The following is a 20,012-nucleotide window of genomic DNA, read 5'->3' as shown; positions in this document are numbered from 1 at the left end:
GGGAGCCGCAACGCCGTGCGCATGCCCGTTTTTGATAACGACGGGCGGCCGAGCCCCTGCTTTTCAATGGTTTGTGGGGTTGGCGGACCAGGTTCCCCGATCCTGCGTTGCGGCCCTTGCCGGTAAAACCACTACCGGCTGCGCACCGCGCCTTGTCTCGGAAAACCTGGGGTGCCAACGCGAGTATGTACATTGTTCAGCGTTTCCCCAGGCCCGCAAAGAAGTTCACTACACGAGCCCGTGTGGATTGGCCGGGGTAGGGTTTGAGGGACTTGAACTGGGGCGAAGTCTCCTGCGGTTCCCCTTCTTCGGCCTTGTAGATGCGAACGCGTACGTCGTACCAGGCGGCCTGGCCGGTCACCGGGTCGGAGTTGGAGATCGGGCCTTCATCGCCCGGGAGCTCCTCGGAGATCAGGTGATTCAGCAGGAAACCCTTGCGCGACTCGTTCGCCTTCGGGGTCAGGTTCCAGGCGCCTGCGGCCTTGCCGATCGCGTTCCAGGTCCAGACCGTGCCGGGCTCGACCGCTTCCGAGTACTTGGCCATACAGCGCACCCGGCCCCACTGACTCTCCACCCAGATCCAGTCTTCGTCGTGGATCCCGGCCGCCTTGGCGGTACGTGAATTGACGTACAGCACGTTGTGCGCGTGGATCTGACGCAGCCAGGCATTCTGGGAGTCCCAGGAGTGGTACATCGCCATCGGCCGTTGCGTGATCGCGGCTAGCGGGTAGGTGTGCTTGTTGGTGGACTGGTATTCCAGCGGGTCGTAGTAGAACGGTAGCGGGTCGAAGAAGGTCTCGACACGCTTGGCCAGGTGGGCCGGCGCCTTGCGCGAGGGGCCCTTGCCCTGGGCGGCGGCGCGGAACTTCATTAGCACCTCGGAGTAGAGGTGGATCAGGATCGGCTCGCCAAAGCGCGTGATGCGGTTGCGCTGCGACCACTCGAGATAGCCTTTGTTCCAGTTGCGCATGTACTGGTAGCTGCGCGGCAGCTCGTACTGGAATACGCAGTTGTTCTGGGCGTACATCTCCCACTGGTTGGGGTTCGGTTCGCCGCGCAGGGATTTCTCCCCGCCCTTACCGCGCCAGCCCGCCAGAAAACCGATGCCGGAGCCTGGTTCGGTCTCGTAGTTGACGACAAAATCGGGGTAGTCGCGGAACTTGCGTTCGCCCTTGTCGTTCACGAATGCCGGCAGTTTCAGGTGCGAGCCGAGTTCGATCAGCACCTCCTGGAACGGCTTGCACTCGCCCTTGGGTGGGACGACGGGAATGCGCACCGAGTCCACCGGCCCGTCGAACTCGGAGATCGGGCGGTCCAGCATGGACATCACGTCGTGGCGCTCGAGATAAGTGGTGTCCGGCAGGATCAGGTCGGCGAACGCCGTCATCTCGGACTGGAAGGCATCCGCCACGACCAGGAACGGGATCTTGTATTCCCCGTTGTCGTCCTTGTCGTTCAGCATCTTGCGGACCTCTTCCGTGTTCATGGTCGAGTTCCACGCCATGTTGGCCATGAAGATCAGCAGGGTGTCGATCGGGTAGGGATCCCCGCGCCAGGCGTTGGTGATCGCGTTGTGCATCATGCCGTGCACGGCCAGCGGGTATTCCCAGGAAAACGCCTTGTCGAGGCGCACGGGCTCGCCCTTGTCGTCCACGAACAGGTCGTCCGGGCTGGCTGGCCAGCCGAGCACCATGCCGTCCAGCGGCTTGCCGGGCTGCACGCCCTCCGGCCCCTTCGGCGTGCGGGCGCAGGGCGGAATCGGACGCGGGAACGGGGCCTTGTGGCGGAAACCGCCAGGCCGGTCGATCGTGCCCAGCAGGGACATCAGGATCGATAGCGAACGGATGGTGTGAAAGCCGTTCGAGTGTGCGGCCAGCCCGCGCATCGCGTGGAAGGAGACCGGGTTACCGGTCACCGACTCGTGTTCCTCGCCCCAGGAATCGGTCCAGGCGATCGGAAGTTCGATGCGCTGATCGCGAGCCGTCACGCCCATTTCATGGGCCAGGCGGCGGATATCCTTGGCCGAGATACCGGTGATCCGTTCGGCCCATTCGGGGGTGTATTCGGCGACCCGATCCTGCAACAGCTGGAACGAGGGTTTGGTGCGGGTGCCGTCTTGCAGGGTGAACTCACCCAGCAGGTACGGGTCGGCGCCTGGGGTATGGGTCGTTACCGGGCGGCCCGTCTTGCGGTCCCACCAGAGCTGGTTCTGTGCGTCGTAACAGCCTTCTTCCGGTGGCGCTTCCTCGCGCAGGAACATGCCGAAGGCATCGCTGTCCTCGTCCATGTTTACCAGCTGGCCGGCATTGCTATAGCGGACCAGGAAATCGCGGTCGTACAACCCCTTGTTCATGATCTCGTGGATCAGAGCCAGCAGCAGGGCGCCGTCGGTGCCCGGACGAATCGGGACCCATTCGTCGGCGATCGCGGAATAGCCCGTGCGCACCGGGTTGATGGAGATGAAGCGTCCGCCCTGGCGCTTGAACTTCGAGATCGCGACCTTCAGCGGGTTGGAGTGGTGATCCTCGGCGGTGCCGATCATCACGAACAGTTTGGAGCGTTCGAGGTCGGGCCCACCGAACTCCCAGAACGAGCCACCGATGGTGTAGATCATGCCGGCGGCCATGTTGACCGAGCAGAAGCCGCCGTGGGCCGCGTAGTTGGGGGTGCCGAACTGCTTGGCGAACAGGCCGGTCAGCGCCTGCATCTGGTCACGTCCAGTGAACAGGGCAAAGCGTTTCGGGTCGGTCTCGCGGATGTGGCCGAGGCGTTCGGAGAGGATCTCGAAGGTCTCCTCCCAGGAGATCGGCTCGAACTCGCCATCGCCGCGTTCGGCGCCCGCCTTGCGGCGCAGTGGCTGGGTCAGGCGTGCCGGCGAGTGCTGCTTCATGATGCCGGAGGCACCTTTTGCGCAGATCACGCCTTCGTTGATCGGGTGGTCGGGGTTGCCATCGATGTAGCGAACCTCCCCATCCCGCAAGTGCACCCGGATGCCGCAACGGCAGGCGCACATGTAACAAGTGGTGTTCTTGATTTCCTGCGAGGGGGTCTGTGCCATAAATCGTTAGCGCCTTAATGGTTTAGACAATCACGATATAATTGTTTCCCCCTGTCGCGTTCTCACAGGGTTGCCCCCACTATGCAGTTCCGGGGTGACCGACACAAGACACTTCGATCATCCCGATTGTGACGGGAGACGCGGGTAAATTAATGCGGCCATTCTTGATTAAAATAGGCAGATTTGCGGCATTAGGGTTCGGTAATGAAGCTCGAATGTCCTTGGCTCGCCGCGGATTGTCAGCAAGTAAAATCGACTCGTGCGTGAAGGCAGTCTTCAATTAGAATGTGATTAAATTACGGAAGCCAGCTGGCTGGTCATCGATCCCGAAAACGCGGGTCAACGCTCCTGTGGCGGTTCATGCAGTAGGCATCACAAATCAACCCGATCGACGACAAAAAGGTCTGCGAATCCTATGAAGGTATGTATTGTTTCCGACAGTCATGACCGCGGCCCTATGCTGGCGCGGGCGATCGAGGCCGGTATTGCCGAAGGGGCCGAAGTGGCGATCCACTGCGGTGACCTGATTGGTGGGAATACCCTGCGCGCCTCGCTGAAGCTCGGTATTCCGATCCACGCGGTACATGGAAATAACCTGGGTGATCCGGTGGCGATCTCGCGCATTGCCCACCAGTCCGAAGGCCTGCTGACCTACTACGGGCAGGATGCCTCGATCACGCTGGGCGGGCGGCGCATCTTTGTCACTCACTACCCGCACCATGCCCACGCGATGGCATGCACGGGTGACTACGATCTGGTCTGTTGTGGGCACAGTCACGAAACCGAGATCCGACAGCAGCCTCATGTCCAGAATGGCTCGACCTGGCTGGTAAATCCCGGGACGGTGGCGGGGCTCGGCGCGCCCGAGGCGACCTGGGCCATTGGCGACCTGGACAGCATGGCCTTCGAGATTCGGACTACGCCTGAAGAATCGAGTGTGGTCGCGGCTCGGATGTGAGGCCTTGGCGGACTTCACCCTGGGGCTGAGGCTCTGGAATGGTGCGCTCGTTAATCCGCGGGTCAGATTTTGGCTTGTCCGCAGACGCCAAGCAGTGCATCGTCTTAGGGACCTTCCCTGGATGGAGAGAGCACGATGACCGCAGAAAGCCCGCACAAGCCCCTGCCTTCCCACAAGGCCAACCTCGGAACCGGCCTGCAGCAGGTGACCGAAGAGGCGCCCCAGGTGACGATGGCCTCCTCGGCGCTTTGTGTGATGACCGATTTTCGCAAGGTTCCGGTCGCCACCATTGGGCCCGATGCGACGCTGGGTCAGGCGACCGAGGAGATGATCGCCAAGGGCGTCCGCTTGCTGGTTGTGGTCGATGAGTCGCGCGTCCGCGGCCTGATCACGGCGCGCGATACCCAGGGCGAGCGCCCGATCCAGATGGTGAACGAGCGGGGCATGAAGCATGAGGATCTCCGGGTCCGCGACCTGATGGCCCCCGTGGAGGATATTGATCTGCTCGACATGCATCGGGTGATGCGGGCCGACGTAGGTGACATCATCGCGACCTTGAAGAACTGGGGGCGACAGCACGCGCTGGTGGGTCAGACCAATCCGGAGACCGGGGAGACCTGCATTCGGGGGATATTCTCGGCAACTCAGATCGGCCGTCAGTTAGGGCTGGAGGTCCAGACCTTCGACGTTGCCCGGACCTTTGCGCAGATTCAGTCCGCGCTGACCAAGGCGTACTAACCGAAAAATTCCCGCCAAGGCAGGCCCGTTCCGGCCGGCCCTGGCGGTTTTTCGTTTGACCGGCGCCTTGTCCCGAGACGCCTCCAGTCGCCCTCTACTTCTGATTGAGCTGCTGGTAGTAGTCCATCAGGATCTCCGCCACTTCGGGGCGGGAGAACTCCTGCGGGGGTGCCTCGCCACGGCCCAGCATCTCGCGGACCTTGGTTCCGGACAGGAGGACAAAGTCTTCCTTGGCGTGGTCGGGCGCGTCGCACATCATCACGACCCGGTTGAGCTTCTTCGAGTAGGCCGTGTGGTCGGCGCGGAAGATCTCGATCTCCAGGGCGTCGTCCGGTACCTCGGTATCGAAGATGGTCTGGGCGTCGAATGGCCCGTAGTAATCCCCGACCCCGGCGTGATCACGACCGATGATGAAATGCGTGGCTCCCATGTTCTGACGGAAGAGGGCGTGCAGAACCGCCTCCCTCGGGCCTGCGTAGAGCATGTCGAAGCCGTAACCGGTAATCATCACGGAGTTCGGCGGGAAGTAGATCTCGGCCATCTTGCGGATGGCGGCATCGCGCACCGGTGCCGGAATGTCGCCGGGCTTGAGCTTGCCCAGCAGCATATGGATCACCACGCCGTCGGCCCCAATCTGCTCCATCGCCATGCGGCAGAGCTCTTCGTGGGCGCGGTGCATCGGGTTACGGGTCTGGAATGCCACCACCGTATTCCAGCCACGTTCCGCGATCTCGTTGCGGATCTCGACCGCAGTGCGGAAGGTATCCGGGAAGTCGTCCTGGAAATAGGAAAAGTGCAGGACCTGAATCGGCCCGGAGACGCAGATGCGGCCGGCGCTGTTGAAAGCGTCGACACCCGGGTGTTCGCGGTCGGTCGTGCCATAAACCTTCTGGGTCATGGTCTCCATTTGTTCCGGCGAGAACTCTTCGATCGCCTCGACGTCCTGGATGGCCAGGACCGGATTGCCCTCCATGTTGGGGTCGCGCAGGGCGACCCGCTTGGCTCCGCGGATGGCGTCGGCATTCTCGATCAGGTTGACGACCGGCACCGGGAAGAACAGGCCGCTGGTGGTCCGCATGTTCTCGGCACAGCTCATGGCGTCGGCGACATTCATGAAGCCGGTCAGCGGGGTGAAATATCCCCCGCCCATCATCACCGCGTTGCCCGCGGCGGCCGAGCTGATCATCACCGAGGGGAGGCTTTCCGCCTCCTGCATCAGGGCGTGATGTTGTTCGGGGTCGTAGACAAACAGAGGCTTCAGGCTGTCTGCACCGTGTGGTTTGATCATGGGGCGTTTTCTCCTGCCGACGCTGGATGTGGGCGTATTAGTTGGGCGGACATGGCCGCCTTTTGTTGAGTTTGTTGCGCAAGCAGCCACGCCGATCTAAAGGCCGGGCGTGTCGCTTCGCCGATCCAGAACGTAGCACAAGATAGTCCATAAAGCGCCGGGTTTTAGATCGGCCCATCTGACCCAAACGCAAGACCCTCGTTCCGGTCTTTCCTCCGCTTCCGCGTTTAGCAACACTTGTCCGGCCCCTCCTGTAGTATCTTGTCAGTCGCGAATTTTGGCGGGATGTGTTTTCTTGCAATCTCCAAACTCAACCAGAGCCCACATAGTCGACGTCGGCCTAATATTCGGTTTTAATAATTTTCTAAATTAGCGAACCCATAAATAAGGATATCGCCCCATTCATTACTCTTATGTTGCGACAGGTAAGATTGATTTGAAGCGAAATTAGCTATGACACAGACTCGTTGTGCTAATTGGACACACCAAGGAGGCCAGACACCGTGATCACTACCAATCCCTTCGCCGAACTCGCCGCGGTCATTCCACCGTCCGCCATGCAAGTGTACGTCGTGCTCATGGTCGTCCTGGTGGCCGCCGGCACGATCTTCGACATGATGCACAAGAAGAGTGCCAAGTACTTTTTCGAAAATTCCAAAAAGGCTCAGCAGAACGCCACGCGCTCCGTGGACGGTGGCGAGAAATTCTCGCTGGCGCTGAAGACCATCGGTAAGGAAGTCATCACCGCCGGTGAATTCGACAACCCTCAGCGCCGTATCTCCCACCTGTTCATCATGTACGGCTTCCTGGTGTTCGTGATCACCTCGGCCATCCTGATCTTCGCCCAGCCGGCCGCGACCGCCGCTCCGGTGACGTCGCTGTTGTGGCATCTGGGTGCGCTGTCGCTGGCCTTTGGTGGTTACTGGTTCTGGTTCTTCATCCGCGTCGATGTCTCCGCAGAGGGGCGTCGCTGGTATCAGCTGGTGCGGGCCGACCTGTTCATCCTCTCGCTTCTGGGCATGGCCACCTTTGGCATCCTGTGGTCGCTGACCCAGGGTGGCGCACTCGGCTGGCTGTTCTTCGCCCTGTTCCTTGCGGCTACTACGACCCTGTTCGCATCGGTCTACTGGTCCAAGTTCGCGCACATGTTCTTCAAGCCCGCTGCGGCCTATCAGAAGCGTCTCACCAAGGCCGATGGTTCCGCCGAGAACCTGCCGACCCTCTCGCGCGACGATCCGGAGCAGCAAAAGCGTCACTCGATGGAACTGCTGCGTGACGCGCCGATGGAGATGGGGCTGGGTATCAAGCGCGAACCGCCGCACCACTACTAAGCCATTCACCCGAACATCAGCATCGAACGAGGACAACCATGCCAACTTTCGTATACATGACCCGTTGTGACGGCTGTGGCTACTGCGTGGATATCTGCCCGTCGGACATCATGCACATCGACGAGACCACGCGTCGCGCCTACAACATCGAGCCCAACATGTGCTGGGAGTGCTACTCCTGCGTGAAGGCCTGCCCGCAGCACGCCATCGACGTGCGTGGCTATGCCGACTTCGCGCCGTTGGGGCACAGCGTCCGCGTCCATCGCGACGAGGAGCGGGGCACCATCGCGTGGCGGATCAAGTTCCGAGATGGCCGCGAGAAGAATTTCCTGTCTCCCATTACGACCAAGCCCTGGGGCAAGCACATTCCACAATTGTCGGACGTGCCCGGCCCGGACAAGTCGATGCGGGACAGCCAGCTGCTGTTCAACGAGCCGAAGTACATCCGCATGGATGAGGGGGGCCTGCACACGCTGGAGGCCGCGGGTCTCAAACTGAAAGAAGGGGTGTATTACTGATGGCCTATAAGACAGTCGTCGAAGACAACATCGACATTCTCGTCTGTGGCGCCGGATTGGGCGGCACGGGCGCAGCTTGGGAAGCCCGGTACTGGGGCCAGGACAAGCGAGTCGTGATTGCCGAAAAGGCCAACATCGACCGTTCCGGCGCCGTGGCCCAGGGCCTGTATGCGATCAATTGCTATATGGGCACCCGCTGGGGTGAGAACAACCCCGAGGACCATGTCCGCTACGCCCGCATCGACCTTATGGGCATGGTGCGCGAGGACCTGCTGTTCGACATGGCGCGCCACGTGGATTCCACGGTGCACCAGTTCGAGGAGTGGGGCCTGCCGCTGATGCGCGATCCCAAGACCGGCGCCTATCAGCGTGAAGGTCGCTGGCAGATCATGATCCACGGCGAATCCTACAAGCCGATCGTCGCCGAGGCCGCGAAAAAGTCTGCCGACAAGATCTACAACCGCATCTGTGTCACCCACCTGTTGATGGACGAATCCAAGGAAAACCGGGTGGCCGGTGCCGTCGGCTTCAACGTCCGCACGGGTGACTACCACGTATTCAAGTCGAAGTCGGTCGTGGTCGCCGCGGGCGGCGCATCGATGATCTTCAAGCCGCGTTCGGTGGGCGAAGGTGCGGGTCGCGTCTGGTACGCGCCGTGGTCTTCCGGTTCTGCCTATGGCCTGCTGATCAACGCCGGCGCCAAGATGACCCAGATGGAAAACCGCATCGTGCTGGCCCGTTTCAAGGACGGTTACGGCCCGGTCGGTGCCTACTTCCTGCACCTCAAGACCCGTACCCAGAACTGCGTCGGGGAAGAGTATGAGTCCAAGTGGTGGCCGCAGCTGCAGGAAATGGTCGGCAAGGAATACCTGGATCCGGAGCTGTCGCACGCGACCCATCGTCCGATCCCGACCTGCCTGCGCAACCACGCCTTCCTCAGCGAGGTGAACGCCGGCCGTGGCCCGATCCACATGATCACCATGGAGGCCTTCCAGGATCCTCATTTAGAAGAGGTGGGCTGGGAGAACTTCCTCGGCATGACTGTCGGCCAAGCCGTCCTGTGGGCCGCGACCGACGTCGATCCCAAGAACGAGAACCCCGAGCTGACCACCTCCGAGCCCTACGTGATGGGTTCGCACGCCACCGGTTGCGGCGCGTGGTGCTCCGGCCCTGAGGATGTCTCCCCGCCCGAGTACTTCTGGGGTTACAACCGCATGACCAGCGTCGAAGGCTTGTTCGGTGCCGGCGATGCCGTGGGTGGTACGCCGCACGCGTTCTCCTCGGGCTCGTTTACCGAGGGCCGTCTGGCCGCGAAAGCCGCTTGCAAGTACATCGACGATGGCAAGGCCGACGGCATCCGGGTCTCCGACGATCAGGTCAACAAGCTGAAAGACGAGATCTACAAGCCGCTCGAGCATTACAAGGTCTACCGCAACGAGGTCGTCGCGGGTTCGGTCAACCCGAACTACATCAACCCGCGCCAGGGTCTCGACCGCCTGCAAAAGATGATGGACGAGTACTGCGGTGGCGTGACGGTCAGCTACATGACCAACGAAAAGCTGCTCAACATCGGTCTGAAGAAGATGCATACGCTCGAAGAGGACCTGGAAAAGCTGGCCGCGGAGGATATCCACGAGCTGCTGCGTGCCTGGGAACTCAAGCACCGTTTCCGTACGGCCGAGAGCGTCTTCCATCACACGCTGTTCCGTAAGGAAACACGTTGGCCGGGATACTACTATCGCGGTGACTATATGAAGCTCGACGACAAGAACTGGCACCACCTCACCGTATCCCGCCGTGATCCGAAGACCGGCGAGTACACCATGGAGAAGGCGCCGTGCTATCACCTTGTCGACACAGACGAAGCCCCCGCCAAAGAGGCCGAGAAGGAAGAGGCCTAGGGTGTTAGCGTGACGGGGTCAGCAATGACCCCGTCACGACTGCCGGAAGCAGCGAAGACCAACGGGCGAGCGCGTTGGTCTTCTTTTTCAACCGCCACATCCGGGAGCTTTTCCAACATGAACAGCACAGCCGATGCACAGGCACTGCCGGAGACTTCGATGAACATCATCGATCACTCCGACGAAGAGATTCTCGAGGTTGCCAACCCCATGTGGAGCGATCTCATCAAGTATTCCAACAAGGGGCAGTTTGGGAACTTCGTGCGCAAGTTCTCCTACAACCTCCTGTTTGGTCTGAACGAAGTCGAAGTGGGCAAGCAGTTCGCACAGAGCGAATTGACCCGTAGCCTCAGCGACGATTGGGACTACCTCGGCATGATCCGCCGCGGCGAGCATGTCACCGTCCTGTACCGGGTCCGCAGTACCAAGAAGGAAGGCGAATGGCTGGGGCGCATGGTCCTCGGCTACGAAGAAGGCGAAATACGAATCTTCGGCGCGTCCATTTTTTGATATGACGGAATTGGCAATGACAAAGAACGTAATCCAAGCCAACCAGTACGTCGAACTGACCTACAAGGTCATCGACCAAAAGTCCGGTGAGGTCCTGACCGCCGTCGAATTTCCGCTTGGCTACGTCCACGGGGTCAACGAGATCCTGTCCCCCCAGGTCATGTCGGAGCTCGAGGGTCGTGCCCAGGGTGACACCATTGAGGTGCCGATCGACTGCAACGCCATCTACGGCCCGCGCGATGAGTCCCTGGTGATTACGGATTACATCGAAAATGTCCCCGAGGAATACCGCGAGGTCGGCACCGCCATCCTGATGGAGAATGACCGGGGTCAGACCAAGAGTTTCCTGGTGACTCGCGTCGATGAAAGCACGGTGACCATTGACGGCAACAATCCGCTGTGTGGGCGGGAAGTCATCTTCAAGCTGGATATCACGCTGGTTCGGGATGCTTCCGACGAGGAGATTGCACACGGCGGCAAGGTGGAAACCGGCCCGGATATCGACACCGGAAAGGCAGTGCCCATCGACATGGTCAACGGGAATCCCTAGGCCGAACAAAGTCTGGCCAAGGCGACTGTGCGCGTGAAGGTTTTGCGCATGCGGCCGCCAGCGAAGAAATGGCGCAAGCACCAACACAAACACCTGTCAGCAATTTGGGGGGCTGACGCCAGTAAACCCCTTCCCCCACTTTCATCGAGACGAGGTGAAGCATGAGTGCAGCAACCGATAAGAAGAAGCCCGAAGTGCCGGATGGCAAGTCCCAGTTCCTGACCACTCGGCAGCTTCCGCCCAACGAAAAGGGCTACGTGGGCTATGAAACCATCTGGGAACCCTTCCAGAAAGAGGCCGAATACCAGACCCCCAAGCGCCCGTAATCGTACCGGCCGCGCAACCGCGATTTGCTTGCGCGGCCGTTTCCATGCGACCTGATCAGCCGAGCACGTCATGGATGCACGGGCAGGCATAGCTCGACAGACGCGCGGGTGGGTTGCCCCTCCGGTAACGGAGTTCCCAACGACGGTGGCCTGTTCTGTATCTGTCACCTCCGCTCTTATGGTGGGATATACGCAAGTCCAGCGGTAGGTCGGGCCGATCGATGGCACTGACCGTTTTGACAGTCCCCAGCTAGGTTCCTCCCCCAAACCTGCGGCACGGATCGCCGAGGTCACAGCAACGGAATGCGCTCGTAAACCCCGTTACGCTCGCGGGCATCCTGCCCGCAATCACCGTGGCGCTCGCCGCGGGCTGCAGCTCACCCTTTCCTGACGAAGCCGAATTCGATTTGGGTAACCTGTCCATGGCCGAGCGGACACCCTTGCAGCCGGAGGTCCTGGCCCGCCTCGTGCCCGGCTTGTCGAAGACAGCAATGGTTGGCGAATCGCCTTTTGGCTATGTGCTCCCGACAGAAAAAAGCCCCGCCGGGGCGTAGACCGGCGGGGCTTGGTGAACGGGGAGGGCGGTCCTGGCCGCCGGCCCCGGTGCTGCACGATCAGAAGTCGTAACGCATCCCAATCGAGAACGCGGTGGCGTTTTCACCCGCGGCGCCACCCGGACCGGAGGTGCGCGCGGCACCCCATGGCGTCAGGGCCGAAGCGTCATCGTTGTCGACCATGGCGATGTTGCCGTAGAAGCGCAGATCGTTATCCAGGCGATACTCGAGACCCAGCGCGTACATGGTGGCGTCGGCATCGTCCAGATCGGAATCCAGTTTGAAGGCGTGGCCGTTCAGATACATGCTCGGGGTCAGGCGGAACTGACCGCCCAGACCATAGATGTCGGCGTCGTCACCGTTCACCGTCTCGGAGTTCTGGTAGAAGGCGCCCATCCGGAAGGCCGGCGTGATGCGGTAGCCGACCGCCAGACGCCAGGCGTCCGGATTAACGTCACCGTCTTCCTGCTTCTCGTAGGCCAGGGCGCCGGTCAGGTCCCCCATGTTCAAATTCAGTGAGGTCGAGTAGGCCTTGTTGTCGGCGCCGTCGACCGTAGTGGCCCCTTCAGTCTCGTTCGAGTACTGAATGTTCCAGGTCAGGCCACCGAAGCTGGGGGTCTGGTAATGGATGCTGTTGCGGAAACGCTCGTCGAACCGACCGGTCTGGGCCGCCGAACGCGTCAGGTTACGCATGTCGCCGACCTGGTCGCCAAAGAAGTTCGCAGGGCCACGCGCGCGCTTGAAAGGTGTGTCGAACTTGCCGACGCGCAGCATACCCCAGTCGGAACCCTTCAGGCCCACAAAGGTGTCGCGAGTGGCGAAGTCCGTCCCATCGGTATCGAAGTCGATCTGCTGTTCGATCTGGAACACGCCAACGAGTTGTTCGCGGAACTCGCGCTCGCCACGGAAGCCCAGGCGGCTGGAGTTGCTGGAGACGTTGAATTCGTTGTAGTCCGCGCCGTCGTCGAGAACGTCGGCGGAGACATGGGCGCGGCCATAGAGGGTCCAGTCGGCGGTGGCGATGGCCGGGGCGAGCAGGCCGGCGGCGATCAGGCTGGTCAGAAGGTGCTTGCGGTTCATGAGGTTCTCCCTGTTTGCATTGCGAAATTTGGCGGGACACGGGGGTGTGCCGACAGGACGCAAGCATGGGGAGGCGGCGTGACGTTCCGGTTAAGCGGCTATGAAGATCGCGTTAAATGGCAACACTGTTGTAAATACGAGACTTGGGCTAACGGGAACCCCTCGGACGTCCGCGAGTCCTCCTAAGGACGGGGTGTGGCCGACGAATCGCACCCTTTGCGGGGGCGGCAGGAGGGAGGTTGGCAATGCGACGATCTCAGTGGATGGCCCCTCGATCGGCGCCCCTCGCGGTTGCGGCTCTGCTGCTGAGCCCGGCGCAGGCGCCAGCCGAGGACCAACCACCAGTATTAGATCCCGTGGAGGTCACGGTCACCGCACCGCGCTTGGCTACACCGCTGGCGGATCTGCCGGCCGCGGTCTCGCGGGTCGACGAGCGCCAGGCCACCGAGGGGCGCCAGGGCCTGCAGCTGGATGAGTCGCTGAACCGCGTGCCGGGGCTGTTCGCCCAGAATCGCTACAACTTCGCGCAGGACGCGCGCATCTCCATCCGCGGCTTCGGCTCGCGCGCACCGTTCGGCGTGCGCGGGCTGCGTATCCTGCAGGACGGGATCCCCGAGACCACGCCGGACGGCCAGTCACAGGTGGATACGATCGACCTGTTGAACCTGCGCGACATCGAGGTGCTGCGCGGACCCAGCGCGGCGCTATACGGCAATGCCTCCGGCGGCGTGATCTCGGCGCGCACCCGCGACGGGCGCGACCCGCGTGGCTTTGGCGGTGGTGTACAAATGGGCAGCTACGGCTATCGCCGCGCCGAGGCCATCGCCGAGCAGGACTATGGGACCTATCGCTACTCCCTGACCGCCCACGACTTCGCCATCGACGGCTACCGCGACCAGTCCACCGCCGAGAAGCGCTACCTGCGCCTGCATACCGCCTCGGAGCTGGAGGCTGGCACGCTGAACTTCCACCTGCGCTACCTCGATGCCCCACGCACCGACGACCCCGGCGGACTCACCCGCGAGGAGATGCGTCAGAACCGCCGCGCGGCCGCCCCGCTAGCCACGGCCCTCGACAGCACACAGGAGGCCGAGCAGCTGACCACGGGATTGCAGTGGGAACAGTCGCTCGGCCCCGGCGAGCTGCGCCTCGGCGGGTTCTGGACCCAGCGCGACTACGAACAGCAACTGCCATTCCCCGGCGACTCGCGGGTGGCCTACGAACGAGACTTCTACGGGCTCAACGCCCAGTACGAACAGGATATCGGGCCGACCCGGGTGCTGACCGGTATTGATCTCGAGGAACAGCGCGACGACCGCACCCGGCGCTGCACCGATATCCAGGGACAGGCGAATTGCCCGGGCGGCACCCCCTCGATCGACGATCTCGCGCTGGATCAGCGCGAACGCGCCCGCTCGCGTGGGGTGTTCGTGCAGACCGACACCGCGCTGGGGTCCGACTGGAACATGGTGCTCGGCGCGCGCCACGACCGTATCCGCATGTCCATCGATGACCATTTCTCCGAGCAGGTGGGCGAACCGGACCGCTCGGATGAGCGGACCTTCCGCGAGACCAGCGCGATGGCGGGGCTGATCTGGCACTTCCGTCCGGACTACCGGGCCTACGTGAACGTGGCCACCAACTTCGAGACGCCGACCTTCACCGAGTTCGCGAACCCCGAGGGCGGGGGTGGCTTCAACGACGGCCTCGACCCCCAGCGAGCACGCAGCATCGAGGTCGGAATCCGCCGCGAGACCGGTCGCCTGGCCTGGGACGCCTCGGTCTACGCGACCCGCGTGCGCGACGAGATCGCCCCGTTCGAGGAGCCCAACGTGGACGGGCGCACCTTCTACACCAACGCCGGCCGGACCGCGCGCAACGGCTTCGAGCTGGCGGTCGACTGGGCCGCAACCGAGCAGTGGACGCTGTCCAGCGCGCTCAGCCTGAACGACTTCCGCTATCGGGATTTCGTGGACCAGCAGGGCGAACGGCAGGACGGCAACCGCCTGCCCGGCCTGCCGCGCGAGCAGCTGTTCGTGGAGGCCGACTGGCGCCAGGGCCCGTACTTTGTCACCGTCGATGCGCTGTACACGGGCGGGCGCTACGTGAACGACGCCAACGACGAACGGGTAGGCGGACAGACCACGCTGAACCTGCGCGCGGGCCGCCACTGGCAGGACGGCAACGCCCATGTCGAGGCCTTCGTGGCCGCGAACAACCTGCTGGACGTGGACAACGTCGACAACATCCGCATCAACGACGGCAACCGCCGCTACTACGAGCCGGCACCGGGCCTGACCCTGATGGCCGGCATGCGCATGACCTTCGGGCGCTAGCGCGCGCCACCAAGCCGGACCCTGCACCGTCATTGCGAGGAGGCGCAGCCGACGAAGCAATCTCCCTCCGGAAGCACCGCGTTGCCAGCGTTCGGAGATTGCCACGTCAGCTTCGCCTCCTCGCAATGACGGTGCGTTGAAGAGGCGCCGTCGTCACTACGTCGCGGGATGCCCCGAGCGACGCGAGCTGCATTAAGGACGGGTGTTCGGCTAGTCGCGACGTCCGGGCCCCTCCGGCGGTTCTTTCGGCTCGATCTCGTCGAGCCGGCCCTGCTCGATCTTGCGCAGGGTCTCCGGATCGGTCCCGTCGTCCTCCTCCCAGGAGGGCCGTCGCGCGGGCGGTAGCGGGTCGCGCCGGTACAAGAACCAGCCGCAGATCGCACCGACCACGGCGCCGAACAGGTGCGCCTCGAACGAGACCCGGGGCGCGCTGGGGAATACGCCCCAGATCATGCTGCCGTAGAGGAACAGGATGATGATGGCGAGCGCGATGGACAGCGCGTCGCGCCGACGAATGCCAATGACTACGGCAAAGAACATCAGGCCGTGCGTCAGGCCCGAGGCCCCGATGTGCAGGCCTTCGCGGGCGAAGAGCCAGACGCCGAGGCCACCCATCAGCCAGATCAACGGGACCGCCACCCGCGTGGCGTGAGGGAATCCATAGAGGGTGAGCATGCCGAGCACCCAGAGGGTGGGTACGTTGGCCAGCAGATGTCCCCAGGAGCCGTGGATCAGCGGAGAGGTGATGATGCCCAGCGCGCCTACCGCGTCGCGCGGCAGAATGCCCAAGCGAGCCCAGTCCCCGCCGGTCAGCTCCTGCAGGGCATGGATCGCGATCAGGATGCCTGCCCCGAGCATGGGCCACGTCAGGGCGCGTCGAATGCGCTCGCGTTCGGCCCTGGGATCGGTCGGGGGCGCCGGCCGGCGAAGGTTCATCATGCGCCTAGCCTGCCACGCCCCGGCGCGCGGTCCAATCTCTCCAGTCCCCAGGCGCTGGTACCAGCACCGTCATTGCGAGGAGCCGAAGGCGACGCGGCAACCTCCATCCGGAGCCATCGAATCCCGAGTCGGTTCCAGCTTTCGGAGGTTGCCGCGTCGCCTTCGGCTCCTCGCAATGACGGCCTCGAAGGCGAACGGCGGCGCTAGTGCCCGCCCGGCCCCAGGTCGGCGCCCTTGTCGTGCACAGCCAGCTTGTCGTGCAGTTCGCCGCTCTCTCCGCGCGGGGCCTTCACCGCGACCTCCATACCATTGCGGCGGAACTTGCCGACGACCTTGTCGATGGCGGCTACCGCCGAGCTGTCCCACAGCGAGGCGCGCGTCAGATCGATCTCGATGTGATGGATGCCCTCGCGGTAGTCGAAGCTGTCGATGAACTTGTCCACGGCGACGAAGAACAGCTGGCCGCGCACGGTGTAGATGCGCGTCCGACCGTCCTCGGACAAGGCGCTGGTGACCTCGACCGCCTTGACCATCTTGCGCGCGAAGAAGATCGCGGAGAGCAGCACGCCGGCGAACACGCCCAGCGACAGGTCGTGGGTGATCACGGTGGTGCCGACGGTCACGATCAGCACGGTGGCGTCGGTGCGCGGCAGCTTGTGCAGGGTGGTCAGCGAGCCCCAGTCGAAGGTGGCGATGGAGACCATGATCATCACCGCGACCAGCGCGGCCATTGGGATGATCGAGACCAGGTCGCCGAGGAACACGATGAAGATCAGCAGGAAGATCCCCGCCGACAGCGTGGACAGGCGCCCGAGCCCCCCGGACTTGATGTTGATCACCGACTGGCCAATCATCGCGCAGCCCGCCATGCCACCGAAACAGCCGGTGACGATGTTGGCGATGCCCTGGCCCTGGGCCTCGCGGTTCTTGCCCGACGGCGTGTCGGTCAGGTCGTCGAGGATGGAGGCGGTCAGCAGTGACTCCAGCAGGCCGACGATCGCCAGGGCGAAGGCGGTCGGGAAGATGATCTGCAGGGTCTCCCAGTTCAGCGGGATGTCCGGGAACAGGAACACCGGCAGGCCGTCCGGCAGCTCGCCCATATCGCCGACCTCGAGGGTCGGCAGGCCCATGAAGTAGACCACGACGCTGAGCACGACGATCGCGACCAGCGGCGGCGGCAGCAGCTTCGGGTAGCCCGGGATCATCGGCAGGCCGTAGAGGATGATCAGCCCGGCGGTGACCAGCGCCCACATGGTGGTGTCACCGTCCACCAGGTAGGGCACCTGCGACAGGAAGATCAGGATCGCCAGCGCATTCACGAAGCCGACGAGCACCGTGCGCGGTATGAACATCATGTAGCGCGCGAGCTTGGCCCACGCGAACAGGATCTGGATGATCCCGGTCAGGATGGTCGCGGCCAGCAGGTACTGCAGCCCGTGCTCGGCGATGAGTGTCACCATCAGCAGCGCCATGGCCCCGGTCGCGGCCGAGATCATGCCGGGGCGTCCGCCGGCGAAGGCGATCACCACCGCCATGGTGAACGAGGCATACAGCCCCACGCTCGGGTCCACCCCGGCGATGATGGAGAACGCGATCGCCTCCGGAATCAGGGCCAGCGCGACCACGATCCCGGCGATCAGATCGGCACGCACATTGAACAACCAGATCTTGCGCTGGCGTTGCAGGAAGTCGTTCAGGGTCTGCTGCACGTGGGAATCCCCAATACGGATGCGCGCCGCTCTATCGACCGGGGGGCCGGACTGACGACGGGTGAGCGAACGGGTGCCGGGGGAGACTCGCCCGTGTGACACCCCTGGCGGGCGCGGTTGCAAGCGGTCTGGTGCCAGTACAGACTGAAACCGCCAAAAAGGGGGCGGAGTCTAGCACCTCGCACCACGGTGCTGAACCTCGCGGCCCCGTGCAGGGTTTCGCTGGCGCCCTTACTTCCCATAATTAGCCCGAGGATCTCCATGCTGCAGCGTGTCATCATCGCCGTCGACTTCTCGCCCGCCTCGGCCGCGGCCCTGGCCGTGGCCCGGCAGCATTGCCCGGGGGCGACGAAGCGGCTGCTGTACGTGATGAAGCCCGCCGAGGTGGCCAAATCCAGCGCGGCGGGTGCGTTCAGTGGTGCCGGGAGCTCGCCCCTGAATGCGAAGGCGATGCGCGACTCGGCGGAGGAGCAGGTGCGTGCGCAGCTGCAGCAATGGGCCGAGGAGGGTGACGAAGTGGCGATTGTGTTCGGCAGCGCCGCGGAGGAGATCTCCCGCCATGCCGAGGAATGGGGCGCGGACATGATCGTGATGGGTACGCGCGGGCGCAGCCAGATCTCCAACATGCTGACCGGCTCCGCCACCGAGTGGCTGGTGCGCCATGCCCGTCTCCCGGTGCTGGTGGTGCACGACGTGCCGCTGTCCGACTCGATGAAGGAGAAGCTGCCGCCGGAGGGCGCGGTCGACTGAGCCAACCCGCAATCCCGACACGCAGAAGGCCCGCTTTCCAGCGGGCCTTTCTTGTTCCTGCGGAATGCTCTCGCGGGGGTGGGGTCTCGGATGTGCAGCCGGTCAGCCCCTGAGCGATGGGGTGCTGATCAAGCCCCATCGCTCAGGGGCTGAGCTCCTACGAATAGCGGAACAGGGGCTGGAAGATCGCCACGGCGCTGAGCGCCTCGCGATGACGGGCCCGGTGGGTGAGCAGCTCGGGAGTCGTCAACCGCCGGTCATGGACATGAAGCGCAGGACCTTTTCCGGGCGTTCGGAGAACTCGTGGCGCTCCGGCTTCAGGTTGATGGCTTGCACCACCAGGTCTTTCAGTTCCGAGTCGGTACAGCCTTCGCGCAGGTAGGGGCGCAGGTTCAGGCTGTGCTCGTTGCCGAGGCAGGTGTAGATGGTGCCGTCGACGGACAAGCGCACGCGGTTGCAGGTGTCGCAGAAGTGCTGCGAGATCGGCGTGATGAAGCCGATGCGTACGTCGCTATCCGGGATCTGCATGTAGCGCGCCGGGCCGCCGCCCGGCATCACGCCGGGGACCAGGTTGTAGCGCGGCTCCAGCCGGGCGCGTACGTCTTGCAGGTTTACGTAGTGGCCTTCTTTCGCCTGGCGGCCGGTGTCGCCCATCGGCATGGTCTCGATGAAGCGCAGGGTGAAGCCATGCTCGATGCAGAACTCGACCATGTCTTCGACTTCTGGCTCGTTGATCCCGCCCATTACCACCATGTTGATCTTGATCGGGTTCAGGCCGGCGGCCTTGGAGGCCATTAGCCCGTCCAGGACCTTCTCCAGCTTGCCGCCGGTGATCTCCTTGAAGACTTCCGGCTTGAGCGAGTCGAGACTGACGTTGATGCGCGCCACGCCAGCATCCTTCAGTTCCTGGGCATGGCGCGCCATGCGCGTGGCGTTGGTGGACAGCGAGATGTCGTCGATGCCGGGCAGGGCGTTCAGGCGTGCGGCCAGGTCCGGGAGATTCTTCCGTACCAGCGGCTCGCCGCCGGTCAGGCGCACGCGGCGGGTGCCGAGGCGCCCGAAGGCCCCCATCACGCGCTCGATCTCCTCGAAGCTCAGCCAGTGCTCCGGCTCCTCGAAGTCACGAAAGCCCTTGGGCATGCAGTAGAAGCAGCGCAGGTCGCAGCGGTCGGTAACCGAGAGACGGACATATTCGATGCGGCGGCCGAAGGCGTCGACCAAGGCGTTCTCTTCCTTGAGGGGTTGTTCCATGGCGGCATCCGTCCTGCTGATCGGGGCGATATGTTTCATGAGACACATCGTAAACCATTTTTCCGGGAACGCCACAACAAGGCCCCAGATTCATTGCTACAATAAACTTGGTCTATTGCAGATTAATCTCACTTATTTATGGATAAGAACTTTTCGTTGTTCAAAAGGCCCGTTTATGGCCAGACTATCCCGTGAATAAGCAAACAATGATCTAT

Annotated in this window: 17 protein-coding genes; 10 read left to right on the top strand and 7 right to left on the bottom strand. The window is 63.0% G+C overall.

The window, feature by feature from the left end; all coding sequences use genetic code 11:
- Positions 1–196: 196 nt before the first annotated feature.
- Positions 197–3,058 carry a molybdopterin oxidoreductase family protein gene (locus tag F462_RS05605; protein ID WP_038052251.1) on the bottom strand — a complete coding sequence of 954 codons (2,862 nt, stop codon included), beginning with the start codon at positions 3,056–3,058 and terminating at the stop codon, positions 197–199.
- Between the two features lie 415 nt (positions 3,059–3,473).
- Between F462_RS05605 and F462_RS05600 the strand changes: the two genes are divergently transcribed.
- Both F462_RS05600 and F462_RS05595 read left to right on the top strand, forming a co-directional pair.
- A complete protein-coding gene (locus tag F462_RS05600; RefSeq protein ID WP_038052249.1) occupies positions 3,474–4,016 on the top strand; it encodes a metallophosphoesterase family protein in 543 nt (180 codons plus the stop codon).
- Between the two features lie 135 nt (positions 4,017–4,151).
- Positions 4,152–4,754, top strand: a complete 603-nt coding sequence (locus F462_RS05595; RefSeq protein WP_018142314.1) for a CBS domain-containing protein — start codon at positions 4,152–4,154, stop codon at positions 4,752–4,754.
- Positions 4,755–4,848: 94 nt separating this feature from the next.
- Here F462_RS05595 and sat read toward each other — a convergent pair whose 3' ends face one another.
- On the bottom strand, positions 4,849–6,042 hold the full coding sequence (gene sat / locus F462_RS05590; protein ID WP_038052246.1) for a sulfate adenylyltransferase: 1,194 nt from the start codon (positions 6,040–6,042) through the stop codon (positions 4,849–4,851).
- Between the two features lie 557 nt (positions 6,043–6,599).
- Between sat and F462_RS05585 the strand changes: the two genes are divergently transcribed.
- Genes F462_RS05585 through aprA form a run of 3 tightly spaced genes read left to right on the top strand, consistent with a single transcriptional unit; the run spans position 6,600 to position 9,792 of the window.
- Entirely contained in the window at positions 6,600–7,373 is a 774-nt protein-coding gene (locus F462_RS05585; protein ID WP_026181717.1) for a hypothetical protein, read from the top strand.
- A gap of 38 nt (positions 7,374–7,411) precedes the next feature.
- On the top strand, positions 7,412–7,891 hold the full coding sequence (gene aprB / locus F462_RS05580) for an adenylyl-sulfate reductase subunit beta (RefSeq protein WP_018142311.1): 480 nt from the start codon (positions 7,412–7,414) through the stop codon (positions 7,889–7,891).
- Positions 7,891–9,792 (top strand): adenylyl-sulfate reductase subunit alpha, encoded by a 1,902-nt coding sequence (aprA, locus tag F462_RS05575; RefSeq protein ID WP_038052243.1) that lies wholly within the window; start codon positions 7,891–7,893, stop codon positions 9,790–9,792. Before aprB ends, aprA begins: the two co-directional genes overlap by 1 nt.
- On the opposite strand, the gene F462_RS13640 is transcribed toward aprA, so the two are convergent.
- Positions 9,789–9,962 carry a hypothetical protein gene (locus tag F462_RS13640; protein WP_156100397.1) on the bottom strand — a complete coding sequence of 58 codons (174 nt, stop codon included), beginning with the start codon at positions 9,960–9,962 and terminating at the stop codon, positions 9,789–9,791. The genes aprA and F462_RS13640 overlap by 4 nt on opposite strands.
- On the opposite strand from F462_RS13640, the gene F462_RS05570 reads away from it, so the two are divergent.
- The 3 genes from F462_RS05570 to F462_RS13755 all read left to right on the top strand — a co-directional run bounded on the left by F462_RS05570 (position 9,952) and on the right by F462_RS13755 (position 11,178).
- Complete coding sequence (locus F462_RS05570) at positions 9,952–10,302, top strand: hypothetical protein (protein ID WP_038054835.1); 351 nt, start codon at positions 9,952–9,954, stop codon at positions 10,300–10,302. The genes F462_RS13640 and F462_RS05570 overlap by 11 nt on opposite strands.
- 16 nt (positions 10,303–10,318) lie before the next feature.
- Positions 10,319–10,852, top strand: coding sequence for an FKBP-type peptidyl-prolyl cis-trans isomerase (locus tag F462_RS05565; protein ID WP_018142308.1), 534 nt, complete (start codon positions 10,319–10,321; stop codon positions 10,850–10,852).
- A gap of 161 nt (positions 10,853–11,013) precedes the next feature.
- On the top strand, positions 11,014–11,178 hold the full coding sequence (locus tag F462_RS13755; protein ID WP_167549483.1) for a hypothetical protein: 165 nt from the start codon (positions 11,014–11,016) through the stop codon (positions 11,176–11,178).
- 614 nt (positions 11,179–11,792) lie between these two features.
- Here F462_RS13755 and F462_RS05560 read toward each other — a convergent pair.
- A complete protein-coding gene (locus F462_RS05560) occupies positions 11,793–12,812 on the bottom strand; it encodes a porin (protein ID WP_038052241.1) in 1,020 nt (339 codons plus the stop codon).
- Positions 12,813–13,075: 263 nt separating this feature from the next.
- On the opposite strand from F462_RS05560, the gene F462_RS05555 reads away from it, so the two are divergent.
- Complete coding sequence (locus F462_RS05555; protein ID WP_038052239.1) at positions 13,076–15,148, top strand: TonB-dependent receptor family protein; 2,073 nt, start codon at positions 13,076–13,078, stop codon at positions 15,146–15,148.
- A 210-nt stretch (positions 15,149–15,358) separates the two neighbouring features.
- Here F462_RS05555 and F462_RS05550 read toward each other — a convergent pair whose 3' ends face one another.
- Together F462_RS05550 and F462_RS05545 are read right to left on the bottom strand one after the other, a co-directional pair.
- A complete protein-coding gene (locus F462_RS05550; protein WP_038052237.1) occupies positions 15,359–16,087 on the bottom strand; it encodes a rhomboid family intramembrane serine protease in 729 nt (242 codons plus the stop codon).
- A 203-nt stretch (positions 16,088–16,290) separates the two neighbouring features.
- The gene (locus F462_RS05545; RefSeq protein WP_038052234.1) at positions 16,291–17,796 is read right to left on the bottom strand and encodes a SulP family inorganic anion transporter; all 1,506 of its coding nucleotides are present in this window, start codon (positions 17,794–17,796) and stop codon (positions 16,291–16,293) included.
- A 261-nt stretch (positions 17,797–18,057) separates the two neighbouring features.
- Between F462_RS05545 and F462_RS05540 the strand changes: the two genes are divergently transcribed.
- A complete protein-coding gene (locus F462_RS05540) occupies positions 18,058–18,546 on the top strand; it encodes a universal stress protein (protein ID WP_038052231.1) in 489 nt (162 codons plus the stop codon).
- A gap of 246 nt (positions 18,547–18,792) precedes the next feature.
- On the opposite strand, the gene moaA is transcribed toward F462_RS05540, so the two are convergent.
- A complete protein-coding gene (gene moaA, locus F462_RS05535; protein ID WP_038054833.1) occupies positions 18,793–19,797 on the bottom strand; it encodes a GTP 3',8-cyclase MoaA in 1,005 nt (334 codons plus the stop codon).
- Positions 19,798–20,012: the final 215 nt, after the last annotated feature.

Origin of the sequence: Thioalkalivibrio sp. ALJ1, assembly GCF_000745395.1 — a bacterium.
In the GTDB taxonomy this organism is placed as follows: Bacteria; Pseudomonadota; Gammaproteobacteria; order Ectothiorhodospirales; family Ectothiorhodospiraceae; genus Thioalkalivibrio.
The sequence above is the reverse complement of the archived record's forward strand: the minus strand, read 5'-3'. Positions and strand labels throughout refer to the sequence as shown.